Here is an 18,207-nt window from a genome sequence, read left to right on the forward strand (position 1 = left end):
GACGCCGTCCTTCGAACGGCTATGCCCACGCATGACAGGCTAGAATTGCAGGTTAGAGACATGTCAAAGGCTGCTCCGCTCCGTCTCGGTATCAATGTCGATCACGTCGCGACCTTGCGTAACGCGCGAGGCGGGGCGCGGCCCGACCCGGTGCGGCTGGCGCTCGCCGCGATCGCGGCCGGTGCCGACGGCATCACCGCGCATCTGCGCGAGGATCGCCGTCACATCCGCGACGAGGACATGGCGCGGCTTAAGGCCGAGATCTCCAAGCCGCTGAATTTCGAGATGGCGGCGACCGACGACATGCTGCGGATTTCGCTCGCCACCAAGCCGCACGCGGTTTGCCTGGTGCCGGAACGGCGCCAGGAGCTCACCACCGAAGGCGGCCTCGACGTGGTCGGCCAGCACAACGCGCTGGCGCCGTTCATCGCGCGGCTCAATGATGCCGGCATCCGGGTCTCGCTGTTCATTGCCGCCGATCCCAGGCAGATCGAGATGGCCGCGCAGCTGAAGGCGCCGGTGATCGAGATCCACACCGGCGGCTGGTGCGATGCCGTGGTCGACGGTCACAAGGACAAGGCGGAGGCCGAGTGGAAGCGCATCGTCGCCGGCGCCAGGCTCGCGCAGGCGGCCGGGCTCGAGGTTCATGCCGGCCACGGGCTCGATTATGAGACGGCGGAAACGATCTCCGCGCTGCCCGAAATCCGCGAGCTCAACATCGGCTATTTCATGATGGGCGAGGCGCTGTTCGTCGGCATCGCCGCGACGGTACGCGAGATGCGCGCGGCAATGGACCGCGGCCGCGCCAAAGCGCAAGGTGCCGTCAGCGCATGATCATCGGCATCGGCTCCGACCTGATCGACATCACCCGGATTGCGAAGGTGATCGAGCGCCACGGCGAGCGATTCCTCGATCGCATCTTCACCGACGCCGAGCGCGCCAAGGCGTTGCGTCGGGCCAACAGCGAGAAGATGGTGGTCGCAACCTACGCCAAGCGGTTCGCCGCGAAGGAGGCCTGCTCCAAGGCGCTCGGCACCGGTATCCGGCGCGGGGTGTGGTGGAAGGACATGGGCGTGGTGAACCTGCCGGGCGGGCGGCCGTCAATGCTGCTGACCGGCGGGGCGCTGGCCCGGCTCCAGGAGCTGACGCCCGCGGGCATGCAGGCGCAGATCGACCTTTCGATCACGGACGATTGGCCGCTGGCGCAGGCCTTCGTCATAATTTCGGCGGTTGCTCCCGCCAGATGAGCGGGCGGCGCCGGAATCTGCCAGAAAACTTCAGCAAACCCTGAAATCATTGACATTTCAATGAATTGCGAAGTTTTGAGGCGGCGCTTGATTGCGCCCCTGCGAACAACCGTCTAAAACGCCGCAGGGTATCGAGCGAGACGCGGATTCCAGGTTCCGGCCGGAATTTGCCCTCAAGATCAGAATCAAGGCCATTTTCCTCACGCGGGGGTCGAAAGCTTCGCGTGGAGAGAACGTTCTGCCACCGCGTGGGCATCAGGGCCTGCGGGAATTGGGAAAGCAATGAGCGCGACCACCGGGACCAAATCTGAGAGCGGCTTGGGCGAGACCATCCGCGTCGTCATCCATGCCCTTCTGATCGCGCTCGTCATCCGCACCTTCCTGTTCCAGCCGTTCAACATCCCCTCCGGGTCGATGAAGGCGACGCTGCTGGTCGGCGACTACCTGTTCGTCTCGAAATATTCCTACGGCTATAGCCACTATTCGATCCCGTTCTCGCCGAACATCTTCTCGGGACGCGTCTTCGGCTCGGAGCCGAACCGCGGCGACATCGTGGTGTTCCGCCTGCCGCGGGATGACTCCACCGACTACATCAAGCGCGTCATCGGATTGCCGGGGGACCGCATCGAGGTCCGCAACGGGCTGCTCTACATCAACGACGAGCCGATCAAGCGCGAGCGGTTGAGCGATTTCGTCGGCGAGGATCCCTGCGGCTCGGCCGATACCACCGCCAAGGTCAAGCGCTGGAAGGAAACGCTGCCGAACGGCGTCAGCTATGAATCGCTCGACTGCACCGACAACAGCTACATGGACAACACCATCGTCTACACCGTTCCGCCCGGACATTTCTTCATGATGGGCGACAACCGCGACAACTCCACCGACAGCCGCTTCCTGTCGCAGGTCGGCTACGTGCCGTTCGAGAACATCATCGGGCGGGCCCAGATGATCTTCTTCTCGATCGCCGAAGGCGAGCAGGCCTGGATGATCTGGCGCTGGCCGTTCGCAGTGCGGTGGAACCGCCTATTCTCCATCGTGCGATGAACGACGATACCGCAGCCATCAACGATCAAGCGCCCGCCGGCGAGCCGAGCCAGACGCCAGCGGCCGAAAGCACGGCCGCGCCGAAGAAGCGGCGCAGCAAGGCCGCCAAGGCGGCTGAAGAGAAGGCCGCGATCGCCGGCACCGAGGCGCGTATCGGCTATACGTTCTCGGACGCGGCGCTGCTGACCACCGCGTTCACCCACGTCTCCGCGCTGAAGCCCGCCACCCGCAACCGCGCCGACAGCTACCAGCGGCTGGAATTCCTCGGCGACCACGTGCTCGGGCTGATCGTGTCCGACATGCTGTTCCGGGCGTTCCCGAAGGCCGATGAGGGCGAATTGTCGAAGCGGCTCGCCGACCTCGTGCGCAAGGAGAGCTGCGCCGATGTCGCCAAATCGCTCGGGCTGCTCGAGGACATCAAGCTCGGCATGGTGAAGGCGGTCGAGGGCGCACGGCTGCGCAAGTCCGTGCTCGGCGACATCTGCGAGGCGGTGATCGGGGCGATCTTCCTCGACGGCGGCTACGAGGCCGCGCGCCAGTTCGTCGAGCGCAACTGGACAGAGCGGATGCACAAGCTGCGCCGGCCGCTGCGCGATCCCAAGACCGTGTTGCAGGAATGGGCGCAGGGCAAGGGACTGCCGACGCCGGTCTATCGCGAGGTCGAACGCACCGGCCCGCACCACGATCCACAGTTCCGCGTTGCGGTTGACCTGCCGGGCCTGGCCTCCGCCGAGGGCCTCGGGGGCAACAAGCGCGCGGCCGAGAAAGCAGCGGCATCCGCGATGATCGAGCGTGAAGGCGTCGGCACCAATGACTGACGAACCCAAAGGGCCGGGGGACGCGACGCGCTGTGGCTTCGTCGCGCTGATCGGTGCGCCCAATGTCGGCAAGTCGACGCTGGTCAACGCGTTGGTGGGCTCCAAGGTCACCATCGTGTCGCGCAAGGTGCAGACCACCCGCGCGCTGATCCGCGGCATCGTGATCGAAGGCAACGCGCAGATCATCCTGGTCGACACGCCCGGCATCTTCGCGCCGCGGCGCCGGCTCGACCGCGCCATGGTGTCGACCGCCTGGAGCGGCGCCCACGACGCCGATCTCGTCTGCGTGCTGCTCGATGCGAAGTCGGGCATCGACGAGGAGGCCGACGCGATCCTCGCCAAGCTCGAAACCGTCGCGCATCCGAAGATCCTGGTGCTGAACAAGGTCGACCTCGTGCAGCGCGAGAAGCTGCTGGCGCTGGCGCAAGCCGCCAACGAGCGGATGCGCTTCGAGCATACCTTCATGATCTCCGCGCTGTCGGGCGACGGCGTTGCCGACCTGCGCGAGGCGCTGGCCAAGCTGGTGCCCGCGGGACCGTTCCTCTACCCCGAGGACCAGATGTCGGATGCGCCGATGCGGCATCTGGCGGCCGAGATCACCCGCGAGAAGATCTACAGCCATCTGCATCAGGAATTGCCGTACCAGTCGACGGTCGAGACCGACAGCTGGACCGACCGCAAGGACAAGTCGATCCGCATCGAGCAGACGATCTTTGTCGAGCGCGAGAGCCAGCGCAAGATCGTGCTCGGCAAGGGCGGCGCCACCATCAAGTCGATCGGCGCGCAGGCGCGTGCCGAGATCGCCGAGATCATGGGTGTGCCCGTGCATCTGTTCCTGTTCGTCAAGGTGCGCGAGAACTGGGGCGACGATCCCGACCGCTACAAGGAAATGGGACTGGACTTCCCCAAGGAATGAGCCGGCGCCTGAATGTGCCCAGAGCAGTGAGCGTGCCCAAAGCGATGAACGTGCCCAGAAATGTGCTGTGGTTTGAGGTGCTGCTCTATCTGTCGCTGACGCTCGACGCACTGTCGGTGGCGTTCCAGGACCGCACGCCGACCGACGTCAGGACCGATCAGATGATCACCGGCGAGACGCTGACCGCCGGCTGCATGATCCTGCTGCTGGTGTATTTCGTCCGGCTCGCCGCGCAGCACCGCAAGAACTGGCCGCGCTGGGCGCTGGCCGCGATGCTGGTGCTGTCGGTGATCTCGCTGGTGCAGGTGATCGGCGAGAAGGGCCTGGAGCTCGACAGCGCCATCGAAGTGGTGTCCTGCATTCTGACCACGGCCGGGCTGTATTACTCCTTCACTGGCGACGCGCAGGGCTGGTTCAACGCATAAGGGGCGGTGCGCAGGGGGCGCGCTGCCAAAATATCGAAAACAACCCCATGCAAAGTAGCCGGTGGCGGCGAGCGCTCGGCCAGGCAACTTGACACGTCGGGCAACTCAGCGCTATAATTCTAATATTCCGAAATTATGCATGCGCTGCCGCCCGTTGGCATGACGGCGTATGATCACTGCGCGGTGCGCTGGAATCCTGTAGTCTCTCTTTCATGGAATGGACCGACGAAGGCATCGTGCTGGGCGTGCGGCGGCATGGCGAATCCTCCGCCATCGTCGAGCTCTTGACGCGCGAGCATGGCCGTCATCTCGGCCTCGTGCGCGGCGGCGCCGGTTCGCGGATGCGGCCACTGCTGCAGCCCGGCAACAGCGTCACCGCGGTGTGGCGGGCGCGGCTCGACGAGCATCTCGGCATGTACGCGCTGGAAGGCACCCGGCTGCGCGCGGCGACGCTGCTCGCCTCGTCACACGCGGTCTATGGCGTGACGCATCTGGCGGCATTGGCTCGGCTGTTGCCGGAGCGCGATCCGCATGAAGACATCTACGAGATGTTGCAGGGGACGCTCGATGATTTCGACGATGCCGGCGTCGCTGCCGTGCATCTGATCCGGTTCGAACTCGCCATGCTGACCGAGCTCGGCTTCGGGCTCGATCTGGAGAACTGCGCGGCGACTGGAGAGACCACCGACCTGATCTACGTGTCGCCGAAATCCGGCGGTGCCGTGTCCCGCGCCGCCGGCGAGCCGTGGCGCGACCGGCTGTTGCCGCTGCCGGCGTTCCTGCGCGAAGGCGAGGGCGGAGCCAACGGCTGGTCGGAGCAGGACCTGCGCGACGGCTTCCAGATCACCGGCCTGTTTCTGCTGCGCCACGTGCTGGAGCCCCGCGGTCAGGGCCATTCCGACGCCCGCGACGGATTTATCAACGCCGTAACCAGGCCGCGGAGCCGAACGGCGGTTCCGTAAGGCCGATTCGGGCCCTAAATTCCCGGTGATTCGCGGCTTGCCCGATTCATCGCCAAGGTTTAACGCCTCCCCATGGGAAAACGACAGGTACCGCCGGAAAAGCCGGCCGAAATTCACGAGGTGCCGCTGCGTGATGCGCTCGAGGAGCGCTATCTCGCCTATGCGCTCTCGACCATCATGCATCGCGCGCTGCCGGACGCCCGCGACGGGCTGAAGCCGGTGCACCGGCGCATCCTCTACGGCATGGACCTGCTCGGGCTCGACCCGCGCGCGGCGTTCAAGAAGTCGGCCAAGATCGTCGGCGACGTGATGGGCTCGTTCCATCCGCACGGCGACCAGGCGATCTATGACGCCATGGTGCGCCTCGCGCAGGATTTCTCCTCGCGCTACCCGCTGGTCGATGGCCAGGGCAATTTCGGCAACATCGACGGCGATAACGCGGCCGCCTACCGCTACACCGAAGCGCGCATGACCGAGGTCGCGCGGTTGTTGCTGGACGGCATCGACGAGGACGGCGTCGAGTTTCGCCTCAACTACGACGGCCAGTCGAAAGAGCCGGTGGTGCTGCCAGGCGGCTTCCCGAACCTGCTCGCCAACGGCGCGCAGGGCATCGCGGTCGGCATGGCGACCTCGATCCCGCCGCACAACGCCGCCGAGCTCTGCGACGCCGCGCTGCATCTAATCGAGAAGCCCGACGCCAAGTCGAAGGCGCTGCTGAAATGGGTCAAGGGGCCGGACTTCCCGACCGGCGGCATCGTCGTCGATTCCAAGGAATCGATCATCGAGGCCTACACCACGGGACGCGGCTCGTTTCGCACCCGCTCGCGCTGGACCCAGGAGGAGGGCGCGCGCGGCACCTGGGTGGTGGTCGTCACCGAGATCCCGTGGCTGGTGCAGAAGTCGCGGATCGTCGAGAAGATCGCCGAGCTGATCAACGAGAAGAAGCTGCCGCTGGTCGCCGACGTCCGCGACGAGTCGGCCGAGGATGTGCGGCTCGTGATCGAGCCGAAATCGCGCACCGTCGATCCGGCGCTGATGATGGAGTCGCTGTTCCGGCTGACCGAGCTGGAAAGCAAGATCTCGCTGAACCTCAACGTGCTGATCAAGGGCCGCATCCCGAAGGTGGTCGGCCTTGCGGAGTGCCTGCGCGAATGGCTCGACCATCTGCGCGACGTGCTGGTCCGCCGCTCCAACTTCCGCAAGACGCAGATCGAGCACCGGCTGGAAGTGCTGGGCGGCCACCTCGTCGCCTATCTGAACCTCGACAAGGTGATCAAGATCATCCGCACCGAGGACGAGCCGAAGCCGGTCCTGATCAAGACCTTCAAGCTCACCGAGATCCAGGCCGAAGCCATCCTCAACATGCGGCTGCGCAACTTGCGCCGCCTGGAGGAGATGGAGATCCGCAATGAGGACAAGGAACTGCGGAAGGAGCTGAAGGGCCTCGAGGGCCTGCTCGGCTCCGAGACCGAGCAGTGGGCCAAGGTCGGCGAGCAGGTCCGCAAGGTCCGCGACATCTTCGGGCCGAAGACGCCGCTCGGCAAGCGCCGCACCACCTTCGCCGATGCGCCCGAGCATGACCTCGCCGCGATCGAGGAAGCGCTGGTCGAGCGCGAGCCGTGCACCGTCGTGATCTCCGAGAAGGGCTGGGTGCGGACGCTGAAGGGCCATGTCGAGGATCTCTCGGGGCTCGCCTTCAAGACCGACGACAAGCTCGAGCACTCGTTCTTCGCCGAAACCACCTCGAAGCTGCTGCTGTTCGCGACCAACGGCAAGTTCTACTCGCTCGACGTGGCAAAGCTGCCGGGCGGCCGCGGCCATGGCGAGCCGATCCGCATGTTCATCGACCTCGAGCAGGACGCCGCGATCATCTCGCTGTTCGTCAACAAGGGCGAGCGCAAGTTCCTGATCGCGAGCAGCGAGGGGCAGGGCTTCGTCGTCAAGGAAGAGGACTGCGTCGGCAACACCCGCAAGGGCAAGCAGGTGCTTAATGTCGAGATGCCGAACGAGGCTCGCGCGATCACCACGGTGAACGGCGACACCGTGGCGGTGATCGGCACCAACCACAAGATGGTGCTGTTCGGTCTCGACCAGGTCCCGGAGATGGCGCGCGGCCGCGGCGTGCGGCTGCAGAAGTACACCAGCTCGGAGCTGTCCGACGTTGCAGTGTTCGACTCCAAGGCCGGCCTGACCTGGAAGGACTCCGCCGGCCGCGAGCACAGCATGACGATGAAGGAACTGGCCGACTGGCGCGGCAACCGCGCCGACGCCGGCCGGCTCGCCCATGGCCTGCCGAAGTCGAACAAGTTCAATCGCGGCGTGGAGTAGTTGCGTAGGGCGGGTTAGGCGCAAGCCGTAACCCGCCGTTCGACAGCCGCGGTGTGATAGTATCCACATTTCGCCGCGCTATAACCGTCGCCGACGATATCGGGCGATGGTTGCCATGGCGCATAATCACGACCACGACCATGACCACAGCGGTCATTCTCATGGACACTCCCATGCCGGGCACGCGCATGCCGGGCATTCCCATGCCGGGCACAGCCACGCGCCGGACAGTTTCGGCACCGCCTTTGCGGTCGGCGCATCGCTGAACACTGCCTTCGTCATCGCCGAGCTGATCTTCGGCTATTCCGCCAACTCGCTGGCCCTGGTCTCCGACGCCGTTCACAATCTCTCCGATGTCATTGCGCTGCTGCTGGCCTGGGGCGGGGGCTGGCTCGCCGGCAAGCGTCCGACCGACACCCACACCTATGGCTACCGCCGTGCCTCGATCCTCGCGGCGTTGTTCAATGCCGGGCTGCTGTTGATCGCGGTCGGCGGCATCGCGGTCGAGGCGATTAACCGCTTCCGCGAGCCTGCCGACGTCGCAAGCTGGACCGTGGTCTGGGTCGCGGCGCTCGGCATCCTGATCAATGGCGGCACCGCGCTGCTGTTCATGCGCGGCCGCGACAGCGACCTCAATGTGCGCGGCGCCTACCTGCACATGGCGGCGGATGCCGGGGTCTCGCTCGGCGTCGTGATCGCCGCGCTGCTGATCATGGCGACCGGCTGGCAATGGCTCGATCCGGCGATCAGCCTGGTGATTGCCGTGGTGGTGCTGCTGAGCGGCTGGGAGCTTGCTCGCGACAGCGTCAACCTCGCGCTCGATGCGGTGCCGAAGGGGATCGATCTCAAGCGGGTGAGGGATTATCTCGGCGCGCTCGAAGGCGTCACCGAAGTGCACGATCTTCATATCTGGGCGATGAGCACCAGCGAGACGGCGTTGACCGCGCATCTGGTGCGGCCCGGCGGACATGACGACGTCTTCCTGCATCGGGTCTGCGCCGAGCTTTCGGAGCGGTTCAGCATCCACCACGCGACCTTGCAGGTCGAGATCAGCAGCGAGACCTGCCGGCTGGCGCCGGCGGAAATGGTCTAGCCGGCGGCGCGTTCCCCTCGCGTTCAATTGATCGATCGACCCGTGTCCGCATCTTCCACGCCCGCCGATGAGGCGGCACATTGCGGCCGCGCGCGAAGAGAGCGGGCTCGATCAACGGAGGGCAACGTGAAGAAGGCAATCGGTCTTGCGATGTTGCTCTGGGTGGTGGGCGCGGTGCTGCCCGCGGACGCCCAGCCCGCGAAATCAGGCGTCGAGCGGCTCTATATCCTCAATTGCGGCGAGGGCGTTGCAGGAGATATCTCGCGCTGGTCGCCCGGCGTCAACGAAGGCAAGTCGATGGACTTCGTCGACAATTGCTATCTGATCAAGCACGCCCAGGGCTGGTTCTTGTGGGACACCGGCATTCCCGACGCGGTGGCGACGATGCCGAACGGTCTTGCGCCTGCCGATCCCAAGGCGGTGACCTGGCGGCGGCCGAAGACGCTGGCCGCGCAGCTCGACCAGCTCGGGGTGAAGCCGTCGGACATCAAGGCGATCGCCGTGTCGCACACCCACCCCGATCACATCGGCAATGTCGAGCTGTTCCCGACCGCGATGCTGTATGTGCAGAAGGCCGAGTATGAATGGCCCGGCGTCAACAATGCGCCGCGCTTCAAGCCCGAGCATCCCGTGACGAAGCTCGACGGTGATCGCGACGTGTTCGGCGACGGCAGCGTCACCATCCTGTCGACGCCGGGCCACACGCCCGGCCACCAGTCGTTGCTGGTGAAGCTGCCGAAGACCGGCGCGGTCGTGCTGACCGGCGATGCTGTTCACTTCAAGGATAATTGGGACAATCGGCGCGTGCCGGCCTTGAACGCCAGCAAGGAGCAGACGCTGGCCTCGATGCAGAAGATCGCCGACACGCTGACCAGGGAGAAGGCCCAGCTCTGGATCAACCACGACAAGGCGCAGCGCGACGGGCTGAAGCTATCGCCGGATTTCTATGACTGAGCGGCTGCGGGACCGCGCGCTTTCGACCAGTCTCGAAAAATCTGCGCGGTCGCGTCGTCCATCGGAAAGAAGCTCTCGATGCGCAGCTCCTGCAAGGTGACGTCCTGCGGCGTTCCCAGCGTTGCGATGGTGGTGAACAGCTGCAAGCGGACGTCGCCCTTGCGGAACAGCATCGGCAGCACCGGTCCTGACGCGGGCCCCGCAGGCGGCGCGGCCAACGCAGCCTCGACGCCGTCATAGGCTAGCAGGCGCTTGAGCAAGTCAGCCGTTGCGCTGGTGCCGTCGGCGGCGGCATCCGCCTCGACGCTGCGGATGAAGTAGCCTGCAACCTCGGTCCAGTTGGTGAGCCAGGGCCGCAGCACGCCGGGCGCGACCAGCGCGTCGGCGAGATTGACCGCTCTGCCTGATGCCAGCGGCCCGACCAGGAATTCCACCAGCTGCCTGGCGCCCTTATTGGCGAGTAGCAGATTCCAGTGCCGGTCGACCACGACCGCAGGGAAGGGCTCCTGCTGCGCCAGGATGAAATCGAGCGCGTAACGGATCTGCGCGAGCTCAGGCGCGGCGAGATCGGTATGCCGCCACACCGGTGCGAACCCGGCCGCGACCAGCAACGCGTTCTGCTGGCGGAGCGGCACGTCGAGCGCCGCGGCGAGCCGGATCACCATGTCGCGGCTCGGTGCGGCGCGGCCGAGTTCGAGGAAGCTCAGATGGCGCTGCGAGATATCCGCGCGCCCGGCGAGCTCGAGTTGCGAATGCCCCTTGCGCTGCCGCCACCAGCGCAGGCTGGCTGCAAAATCGCGCTGCTGCGACATGAATACCTGCCAAGAATACCTGTGAAGTAGTTGCCGGAATGATCTCGCCGGGCAAGATGCCACAAGCGCACCCAAAACGCATGGGGACCGGGATGGGCGAGTGGATCGGCGTTGCGATTGCACTGGTCTCGAGCTGCCTCGGCGGCACCGCGGCGGCGATCACGCGTTATCTGGCAGGCAATGCCGATCCGATCACGCTTGCGATCCTGCGCTGGGCGATCGGCTTCCTCTGCGTGCTTCCCGCCGGGCTCCTGCTTGGAGCGAAGTGGCCGCGGCGCGAGGATTTACTTGCGGTCGCGGCGCTCGGGATCGCCTTCTTCGGCGTGTTCTTCGTGCTCTACAACATCGCGATGTCGTACACGACGGCGGCGCGCGCCAGCCTTGCGCTGGCGACGCTGCCGCTGTCCACCATGGTGGTCGGTGCCTTGCTCGGCATCGAGCCGCTGACGATGCGCAAATCGGCCGGGGTTTCGATTGCGGTGCTCGGCGTGGCCGCCGCGCTCGCATCCGGGCTGTCGGCGGCGCCGGCGGGGGCATGGCGCGGCGAACTGATCATGGCCGCCGCGGTGCTCTGCATGGCGTTCTACAACGTGCTGTCGCGACCGTTGATCCGCCGCTCCAGTGCGCTCGGCTTCCTCACGGTGGGCATGGGCGCGGGTGCGGTGGCGCTCGTGGCGGTCGGGATGTTCACCGGTAGCCTGGCGACGCTGCGCGAATTCGGCCCATCGCAGTGGATTGCCGGGCTCTATCTCGGGATGGCCGGCGGCGCGCTGGCCTTCATCCTGTGGGTGCTGGCGCTCGAGCGGGCCTCGCCGACCCGTGTCGCCAACACCATGACGGTCAATCCGATCGCCGCCGGGCTGCTGGCGAAGCAGCTGGTCGGCGAGCCGATCACGGCCAATCTGGTGGTCGGTCTGATCGCGGTCTTCGCCGGGATCTGGATCGCAACGTCGGAGACTAGGCCTGCCTGATCAACTGTGCGGGGCGGACGGCGCGGCGACAGGCGGGGCCGGCGTGTGCTTCGGCTTCATCGTGCCGGCGTAGAACGACAGGGCGTAGACCAGGATGATGCCGGCCAGATAGACCCCATAGGATTGCGGCGGGGTGATCGCCCATCGCACGAGGCGTCGGATCGGGTTCGGCTGGCCGGCGTCGTTTTCCATGCGCCCTTGTGCGCGAAGGCCGGGGCAAAGGGAAGCGGAATCGCCGGCATTCGGCGGCGTCGTTCCGCCTGAAAATGATGCGGCGGGACGGCTTGCAATGCCGGACCAGCGTCCGCATCTGTCACGCGACGCCCAGCCCTTCCTCCCGCACCAATTGCCCGGCATAATCCTGCGCATGGAACTCACGCCCCGTTTGCGCCTCATGAATTGGCTGGTCCGCCAGGGTCTGACCGGCCTGCCGGAAAACGACCTGCTGCGCGGCTTCTGCGAGCGCTGCCGGGCCGCCGGCATGCCGTTGTCGCGGGCGATCGTCTTCATCGACACCCTGCACCCGATCTTCGAGGGCCGCGGCTTCCGCTGGAACGACGGCGAGAGCAACGAGGCCGATATCTTCGAATATGGCTCGACCAGCAGCGGCGAGGCCAGCCAGAACTGGCGGCGGTCCGCGTTCCATCACATGCTCGAAAATGGCCATGACGAGATGGTGATCGATCTCAACGGCTCGCACGATTTTTCGATGATCGGCGACCTCGCCGAGAAGGGCCACAAGCACTTCGCCGCCTTCGTGCATCGCTTCGGCGAGGCCGGCACGATCGGCGAGATGGACTGCTTCTACTCCTACTACACCACCCGCCGCTCGGACGGCTTCGACGAGAACCATATGTCGGCGCTGCGCGACCTGGTGCCGGTGCTCGGGCTCGCGATCAAATCGGCCGCCCAGGTCGAGATCGCCCGCACGCTCGGGCGGGTCTATCTCGGCCGCGAGACCGCGGAGCAGGTGCTGCGCGGGCGCATGCAGCGCGGCATCACCGAGAAGATCAAGGCCGTGCTGTGGTATTCCGACGTGCGCGGCTCGACCGCGATCAGCGAGCGCATCGGCCCGGACGAAATCATCCCGTTCCTCAACGACTACGCGCAGGCCTCGATCGACGCCATCCATGATGCCGGCGGCGAGGTGCTGAAGCTGATCGGCGACGGCGTGCTGGCGATGTTCACCGGTGAGAACATGGCGAACTCCAGGCGCGCGGCGCTGCGCGCCGAGCACAGATTCCGCCACAACATGCGCGTGCTGAACGATCGGCGCGAGAACGAGAACCGGCCGACCACCACGGCCTATGTCGGCCTCCATGTCGGGGAGGTCTTCTACGGCAATATCGGCAGCGAGGACCGGCTCGACTTCACCGTAGTCGGACCCACCGTCAACGAGGTCAGCCGGATTGCCTCGATGTGCGCCTCGGTCGACCGCGAATTGCTGACCTCGACCGATTTCCGCACCGGCCTCGACGCCGCCGGCCGCAACTATCTGGTCTCCACCGGGCGCTTCGTCCTGCGCGGCATCAGCCACGCCCAGGATCTCTTTACGCTCGATCCGGCCGTCACCGCCGACGAGGTCGTCGGCGGCAAATACGAGCGCTATCTGGCGGGCTGATCAGCAGCGCGCGGGTTCGCCGACCATGTCGGGCTGACGCCTGAGCGACACCGCTGGAGACATCAGGATCACCAGCGCCTGGGCGGCGAAGATCGCGGCCGCGAGGTAGAGGCAGGCTTCGGCGCCGTAGAGGCCACCGACGACGGCGCCGAGTGCGGAGCCGAGCGGGCGGGCGCCGTAGCTCATGATGTTGATTGCGGAGACGCGGCCGAGCAGCGAGGGCGGCGTCACCGATTGCCGCAGCGTGGTGGTCGAGATTACCCACAGGATCGGGCCGACGCCGAGCAGGAAGAAGCCGAGGCCCGCGAGCAGCGGCGTCGCAATCCAGGTGGTCAGCGCCATCACGAGCGAGGCGACGAGGCCGGTGACCGGGCCGAGCCCGATCACGGTGCCGAAGGCCAGCCGCTTCATCACCCGGGTTGCGAACAGCGCGCCGACCACCATGCCGACGCCGTACATCGCGAGCGTCGTACCGACGCCGGTGGCGCTGAGCCCGAGATGGCGCACCGCATAGGGCACGAACACGGCGAGCAGCAGGAAGGACGCGGTGTTGAAGATGAACTGGGTGATGAACACCGGCCGCAGCAAGGCGTGATGCATGACGAAGGCCGCGCCTTCCTTGATGTCATGCATCGGATGACGTCGTGGGGCGGGCTGGCGTGCCGGCTCATAGAGGCCGGCGAGCAGCACGACCGCGATCGCCGACAGCGCTGCGGCGAAGCCGAATGCAGGCGCGGCGCCGACCCAGCCGACCAGCACGCCGCCGAGCGCGGGACCGCTGGCGAACGCGACGGTGCGCGCCAGCTCGATGCGGGCATTCGCAGCCGGCAATTGCTGCGAGGTCACCAGTGACGGGACCAGCGCAGGAGCTGCGACGCTATAGGCAACCGTGCCGCAGACCGCGATGAAGCCGAGCAGGGCGAGCAACGGCAAGGTCATCGCGCCGAACCACAGCAACAGCAGGATCGCGGCAAGCGCGGCGGCGCGCAGCGCCTCGGAGCCCGCCATCACCCAGCGCCGCGACACGCGGTCGGCCAAGAGGCCGGCGGGAATCGCAAACAGGATGAAGGGCAGCGTCAGCGCAGTCTGCAACAGGCCGGTCTGGCCTTCGCCGACCCCGAGCACCAGCACGGCGACGATGGGCGCGGCGGCAAGCGCAATCTGTTCGGCCGATTGCGCGGCGAGGTTGGACCAGGCCAGGCGATTGAAGGTGGCCGGCAGGCGAGGCGTATCGGCGGACATGGCAGAATCCTTGGCAAATTCGATCTGGCCATAGTGTGTGGTTGGAAGACGCCCGATCCCACCCGTTTCCCGACAACGCCAAAACAAAAGGCCCGCCGGGAGAGGCGGGCCTGTCGTTGATCTCAGAGTGCAGTCACCTCATTGCGGCGTGGGCGCGAGCTGGCCGGTGATGGTGCCGACCAATGTGGCTGGCCGACCATCGTCACCCATCGCAGGCGCCGGAGCGACCTCCGCCTTGCGCTGCGCCAGCGCGCTGGTCAGGCTGGTGAGCGCGTCGGGGCCGGCCGGGAAGCCTGCCTCCGAGAGGATCTTGTCGATCATCGGCTTGAACGCCGAGACCGACAGCAATTGCGCGGCGAGGCCGTCGCCGAGCCCAAGACCGCCATTGCCCCCGCCATTGCCGTTGGCATGGCCGTTGGCGCCGCCGCGGCCGAGCATGCTGCCGGTGTCGAAGATCCGGATGTCGGAGATCTTCTCGATCGGCTTTACGGCTTCGGCGAGCGCGCTCGGGATCACGTTGATCCGCGCGAGGTTGAGATCGTAGTCGATCATCTCGGCGCTCAGCTTGTTGCGTGCTTCCGCCTTCAAGGTCGCGACTTCCGCTTCCGCCTGGCCGAGCGCCTTGACGCCGGCGGCGCGGGTGGTGGCGGCGTTGGCGTCGGCTTTCGCCAGCACGTTGGTGGCTTCGGCCTTGTTGGCCGCAGCCTGCTTTTCGGCCTCCGCCATCACGGTGATCGGCATCGCGTTGGTCTCGGCGACCTTGCGCGCGGCGATCACGTTGATGATCTTGTCGCGCTCGGCGACCTCGGTGGCGCGGGCGGTGGTCACCTTTTCCTCGGCCGCGATCGCAAGTGCCCGTGCGGTCTCGGCGATGGTCTGGGCTTCCGACTGCTCCTTGCTCTTGGTCGCGACCGCGATCGCGGCCTCCTGCGCCACGATCTGCAGCTCGCGGTCGGTTTCAGTGGTACGCCGCTTCACGGCGAGATCGGCCTCGATCTTGCGGGTGTCGCGGGCCTGGTTGGCCTCGGTCTGCTTGTTGGCGACCGCGAGCTCCTGCTGGATGCGGTATTCGGCTTCGTTCTGCAGCGCGGTCTGTTCGACCTGCGCGGTCTGCGCGCGCATTGCGGCGGTCTTGTTGGCGATGTCGCGCTGCTGGGCCAGCTCGGCCTCGCGCTTGGTGCTCTCGATCGTCAGCGTGGTCTGCCGCGCCACCAGATCCTGCTGGGCGATATTGACCTCGGTGGTGCGGACGATCTGGTTGCGCTCCTGCTCACGCTCCTTGGTGATCTTGGTCAGCGTGGTGAGGCCGTGCGCGTCGAAGAAATTGCTCGGGTTGAAGTGCTTGATGTCGCTCTGGTCGAGCCGGGTCAGCGACACCGATTCGAGCTCGAGGCCGTTGTTCTGGATGTCGGCGCCGACCGCGTCCTGCACCGCCTTGACGAAGGTGGCGCGCTGCTCCTGCAACTCCTCGAGGTTCATGGTCGCGGCGACCGAGCGCAGGCCGTCGACGAACTTGGCTTCGACCAGCTCGCGGAGCTCGGCCGCGTCATTGGTGCGATTGCCGAGCGTCTGCGCCGCCAGCGCAATCGACGACGAGTCGGGTTTGACGCGCAGATAGAATTCGGCGCCGATGTCGACGCGCATGCGGTCCTTGGTGATCAGCGAGTCCGGGCCGCCGCGCGCGACCTCGAGCCGCAGCGTCTTCAGGTTCACCGCGGCGGTGGAGTGGAAGATCGGCAGCACCAGCGAGCCGCCGTCGAGCACCACCTTCTGGCCGCCGAGGCCGGTGCGGACATAGGCCTCGTCGCGCGTCGAGCGCTTGTAGAGTTTTGCGAAAAGCAGGCCAATGACGAGGATAGCGAGGACGCCGATGGCGACCGGTATAGCAAGTTCCCACATATGTTATGCCCTGTTGGAAGATTGTTGTTGTTCAATGAGGTCGGCGGGAGCGGCGATCGCGATGAAGGCCTTGGCGTCGCGGTCGACCAGCAACACGCTGGCGCCGACCGGCAATGCCTCGGACTCCGCGCTGGCACGCGCCGACACGGTGTGCCAGTTGCCGAAGACATCCTTGAGACGGACCCTGCCGGGCAGACCCTGATCGAGCGGGCCGACCGACACGGTCGCGACCTTGCCGACAAAGTCGCTGTCGTTGACCGCATAGCTCTCGTCGCGCGGAATGATGCGGGCGAGGCCGCGGCTCGCATTTCTGATCACGGGGACGCTGCCGGCGGCAGCCACCACCGCGGCAATCGAGACCGGGATGGCGGTGCCTGCGGCATGCGCCAGTCCCTGAAGCAGGAAGCCTCCGATCGAGAAGATGCCGAGTATCAGGATGATCAGGATCAGGAGGGGAAGCCGCCCGGCGTTGATCCAGAGAAACAGACCGCTGAGAGCGTTGTGGCTCTCGGCCTCGACCGCGAAATCCTTGCCGACGAGTTCGCTGATCGAAAGTCCGACCATGGTGGTCAGCAGCTCGATACCGCCAAGTGCCACCATGATCGCAGCCGCGACCGCGAAGGGCCGCACGTCCGGGGCGAGCAGAATGTCGCCAACTGCACTCATTTTTCTGACTTGATCCTTTCAAGCCGCGCCGCGATTTCCTTTTCGCGGTGCAGGCGATCGAGTTCGTCGAGCTCCTTGTCGCCGAGCACGCTTGCAGCGGGAACACCGGTCACCCGGGCGATCGCTGCCATCGCGCGTTCGGCACTCAATGTATTGGTCGTCGATGGGGCCCGGCTGGTTTCGTCCTTGGCCTCGCGGATCAGACTTTGTTCGAGATCGGCCAATCGCGTCTCCGCCTCGCGGCGCGCGCCGAGCATGGCTTGCAGCGCCTTGGTCTGCTCATCGATCTCGAGCTCGATGAAATCCATCGCACGTTCCAGTGCGATCACCTGGGACTCCAGGTCGATTTGCCGCGCGACGCCGGCGCGCGCGAGATCCTCGCGATTTTCCGCAAGTGCGAGACGGATCTTCTCGTTCAGAGCAGCCGTCTCGGTATCCAGTTCTTCGCGGCGCCGCTTCAAGCGGAATTCCTCGGCGCGCGACTTGCCGAGCGCATAGCGCGCTTCGTCGGCGCCGGCGTCGATCTCGCGGATCGCCTGCTTGACCAGCGCGACCTTGTTGTTGCTCTCGACGTTGTCGATGGTCTGGCTCGCGATGGCGGCAAGAAGCCGGCCCATGCGCGCAAGGATGCCTTCGTGAAGCATGGTCTTCTCCTCCGGTTGTGCTGATTTCGATTTGACGGCGATGTGGATTTCGTAGCCGCGACCATCCGAGATCAAATGCGCCGGGAAGGGGCTTTCCCAGCCCGAGACATATCCCGGCACGTCGAACGGCACCAAGACGCGTCCGCCGACAGTGCTAATGGTCAGTGAAGTTGGACCCTTGATCGCAAACAACTTGTCGTCGAGCGGTATCCGGCGGACGGCGGCGCCTGCGATGTAGTTGGCGCGGTCGCGCAGGCCGAGCGTCACCAGCCGCGCGGGCAGGCCGGTCTCCTTGCGGATCTTCTCGTAGGCCTGGGCGTGCAGCGAGACGAGGTTGGCGCCGACAGGGGCGACCTCGGCGAGGATCGCCATCATCCGGTCATAGGCTGCAAAGGTCGCCTCGATCGCCTCGATGCCCGACGGGTCGGGGGCGAGGGCGTAGCGCAGCGTTGCGGTTGGCGTCTCGACGGGCAGCTTGATCATGGATTTAACGTAAAGCACTTCCTCAGTGCTTTACAAGGTGGGTAACTGGTATCATTTTCGTGAGCCTAGATGCAGTTGCAAA

General features: G+C 65.9%; 18 protein-coding genes. 12 read left to right on the forward strand and 6 right to left on the reverse strand.

Annotated elements, in window-relative coordinates; genetic code table 11:
• Positions 1-60 precede the first annotated feature (60 nt).
• From CO675_RS19000 to CO675_RS19045, 10 genes are all read left to right on the forward strand, one after another.
• Positions 61-834: a pyridoxine 5'-phosphate synthase gene (locus CO675_RS19000; protein WP_097673431.1), complete on the forward strand. Its 774-nt coding sequence runs from the start codon at positions 61-63 to the stop codon at positions 832-834.
• On the forward strand, positions 831-1,247 hold the full coding sequence (gene acpS / locus CO675_RS19005) for a holo-ACP synthase (RefSeq protein WP_097673432.1): 417 nt from the start codon (positions 831-833) through the stop codon (positions 1,245-1,247). Before CO675_RS19000 ends, acpS begins: the two co-directional genes overlap by 4 nt.
• A gap of 282 nt (positions 1,248-1,529) precedes the next feature.
• Positions 1,530-2,291 carry a signal peptidase I gene (gene lepB / locus CO675_RS19010; protein WP_097673433.1) on the forward strand — a complete coding sequence of 254 codons (762 nt, stop codon included), beginning with the start codon at positions 1,530-1,532 and terminating at the stop codon, positions 2,289-2,291.
• Positions 2,288-3,109, forward strand: coding sequence for a ribonuclease III (rnc, locus tag CO675_RS19015; RefSeq protein ID WP_097673434.1), 822 nt, complete (start codon positions 2,288-2,290; stop codon positions 3,107-3,109). Before lepB ends, rnc begins: the two co-directional genes overlap by 4 nt.
• The gene (era, locus tag CO675_RS19020) at positions 3,102-4,025 is read left to right on the forward strand and encodes a GTPase Era (RefSeq protein ID WP_097673435.1); all 924 of its coding nucleotides are present in this window, start codon (positions 3,102-3,104) and stop codon (positions 4,023-4,025) included. Before rnc ends, era begins: the two co-directional genes overlap by 8 nt.
• A 44-nt stretch (positions 4,026-4,069) precedes the next feature.
• Complete coding sequence (locus CO675_RS19025) at positions 4,070-4,450, forward strand: hypothetical protein (RefSeq protein ID WP_097673436.1); 381 nt, start codon at positions 4,070-4,072, stop codon at positions 4,448-4,450.
• 212 nt (positions 4,451-4,662) lie between these two features.
• Complete coding sequence (gene recO / locus CO675_RS19030; protein WP_097673437.1) at positions 4,663-5,412, forward strand: DNA repair protein RecO; 750 nt, start codon at positions 4,663-4,665, stop codon at positions 5,410-5,412.
• A gap of 72 nt (positions 5,413-5,484) precedes the next feature.
• Positions 5,485-7,740 carry a DNA topoisomerase IV subunit A gene (gene parC, locus CO675_RS19035; RefSeq protein WP_097673438.1) on the forward strand — a complete coding sequence of 752 codons (2,256 nt, stop codon included), beginning with the start codon at positions 5,485-5,487 and terminating at the stop codon, positions 7,738-7,740.
• Between the two features lie 115 nt (positions 7,741-7,855).
• Positions 7,856-8,833: a cation diffusion facilitator family transporter gene (locus CO675_RS19040; RefSeq protein ID WP_097673631.1), complete on the forward strand. Its 978-nt coding sequence runs from the start codon at positions 7,856-7,858 to the stop codon at positions 8,831-8,833.
• A 150-nt stretch (positions 8,834-8,983) separates the two neighbouring features.
• The gene (locus CO675_RS19045; RefSeq protein ID WP_097673632.1) at positions 8,984-9,787 is read left to right on the forward strand and encodes an N-acyl homoserine lactonase family protein; all 804 of its coding nucleotides are present in this window, start codon (positions 8,984-8,986) and stop codon (positions 9,785-9,787) included.
• Here CO675_RS19045 and CO675_RS19050 read toward each other — a convergent pair.
• Positions 9,778-10,599, reverse strand: a complete 822-nt coding sequence (locus CO675_RS19050; protein ID WP_097673439.1) for a helix-turn-helix domain-containing protein — start codon at positions 10,597-10,599, stop codon at positions 9,778-9,780. The two genes, CO675_RS19045 and CO675_RS19050, sit on opposite strands and share 10 nt — an antisense overlap.
• A 92-nt stretch (positions 10,600-10,691) precedes the next feature.
• On the opposite strand from CO675_RS19050, the gene CO675_RS19055 reads away from it, so the two are divergent.
• The gene (locus CO675_RS19055; RefSeq protein WP_097673633.1) at positions 10,692-11,570 is read left to right on the forward strand and encodes a DMT family transporter; all 879 of its coding nucleotides are present in this window, start codon (positions 10,692-10,694) and stop codon (positions 11,568-11,570) included.
• Here the strand turns inward: CO675_RS19055 and CO675_RS19060 are convergent, their stop codons facing one another.
• A complete protein-coding gene (locus tag CO675_RS19060; protein ID WP_097673440.1) occupies positions 11,571-11,762 on the reverse strand; it encodes a hypothetical protein in 192 nt (63 codons plus the stop codon).
• A 175-nt stretch (positions 11,763-11,937) separates the two neighbouring features.
• Between CO675_RS19060 and CO675_RS19065 the strand changes: the two genes are divergently transcribed.
• Positions 11,938-13,191: an adenylate/guanylate cyclase domain-containing protein gene (locus CO675_RS19065; protein WP_097673441.1), complete on the forward strand. Its 1,254-nt coding sequence runs from the start codon at positions 11,938-11,940 to the stop codon at positions 13,189-13,191.
• Here CO675_RS19065 and CO675_RS19070 read toward each other — a convergent pair whose 3' ends face one another.
• From CO675_RS19070 to CO675_RS19085, 4 genes are all read right to left on the reverse strand, one after another.
• The gene (locus tag CO675_RS19070; protein WP_097673442.1) at positions 13,192-14,433 is read right to left on the reverse strand and encodes an MFS transporter; all 1,242 of its coding nucleotides are present in this window, start codon (positions 14,431-14,433) and stop codon (positions 13,192-13,194) included.
• Positions 14,434-14,571: 138 nt separating this feature from the next.
• Positions 14,572-16,332 carry a flotillin family protein gene (locus CO675_RS19075; protein WP_097673443.1) on the reverse strand — a complete coding sequence of 587 codons (1,761 nt, stop codon included), beginning with the start codon at positions 16,330-16,332 and terminating at the stop codon, positions 14,572-14,574.
• A 3-nt stretch (positions 16,333-16,335) separates the two neighbouring features.
• Positions 16,336-16,998 (reverse strand): OB-fold-containig protein, encoded by a 663-nt coding sequence (locus CO675_RS19080; protein WP_097673444.1) that lies wholly within the window; start codon positions 16,996-16,998, stop codon positions 16,336-16,338.
• Entirely contained in the window at positions 16,995-18,125 is a 1,131-nt protein-coding gene (locus CO675_RS19085) for a PspA/IM30 family protein (RefSeq protein WP_097673445.1), read from the reverse strand. Before CO675_RS19085 ends, CO675_RS19080 begins: the two co-directional genes overlap by 4 nt.
• Positions 18,126-18,207 lie beyond the last annotated feature (82 nt).

Source organism: Bradyrhizobium sp. C9, assembly GCF_002532045.1.
Taxonomy (GTDB): domain Bacteria; phylum Pseudomonadota; class Alphaproteobacteria; order Rhizobiales; family Xanthobacteraceae; genus Bradyrhizobium.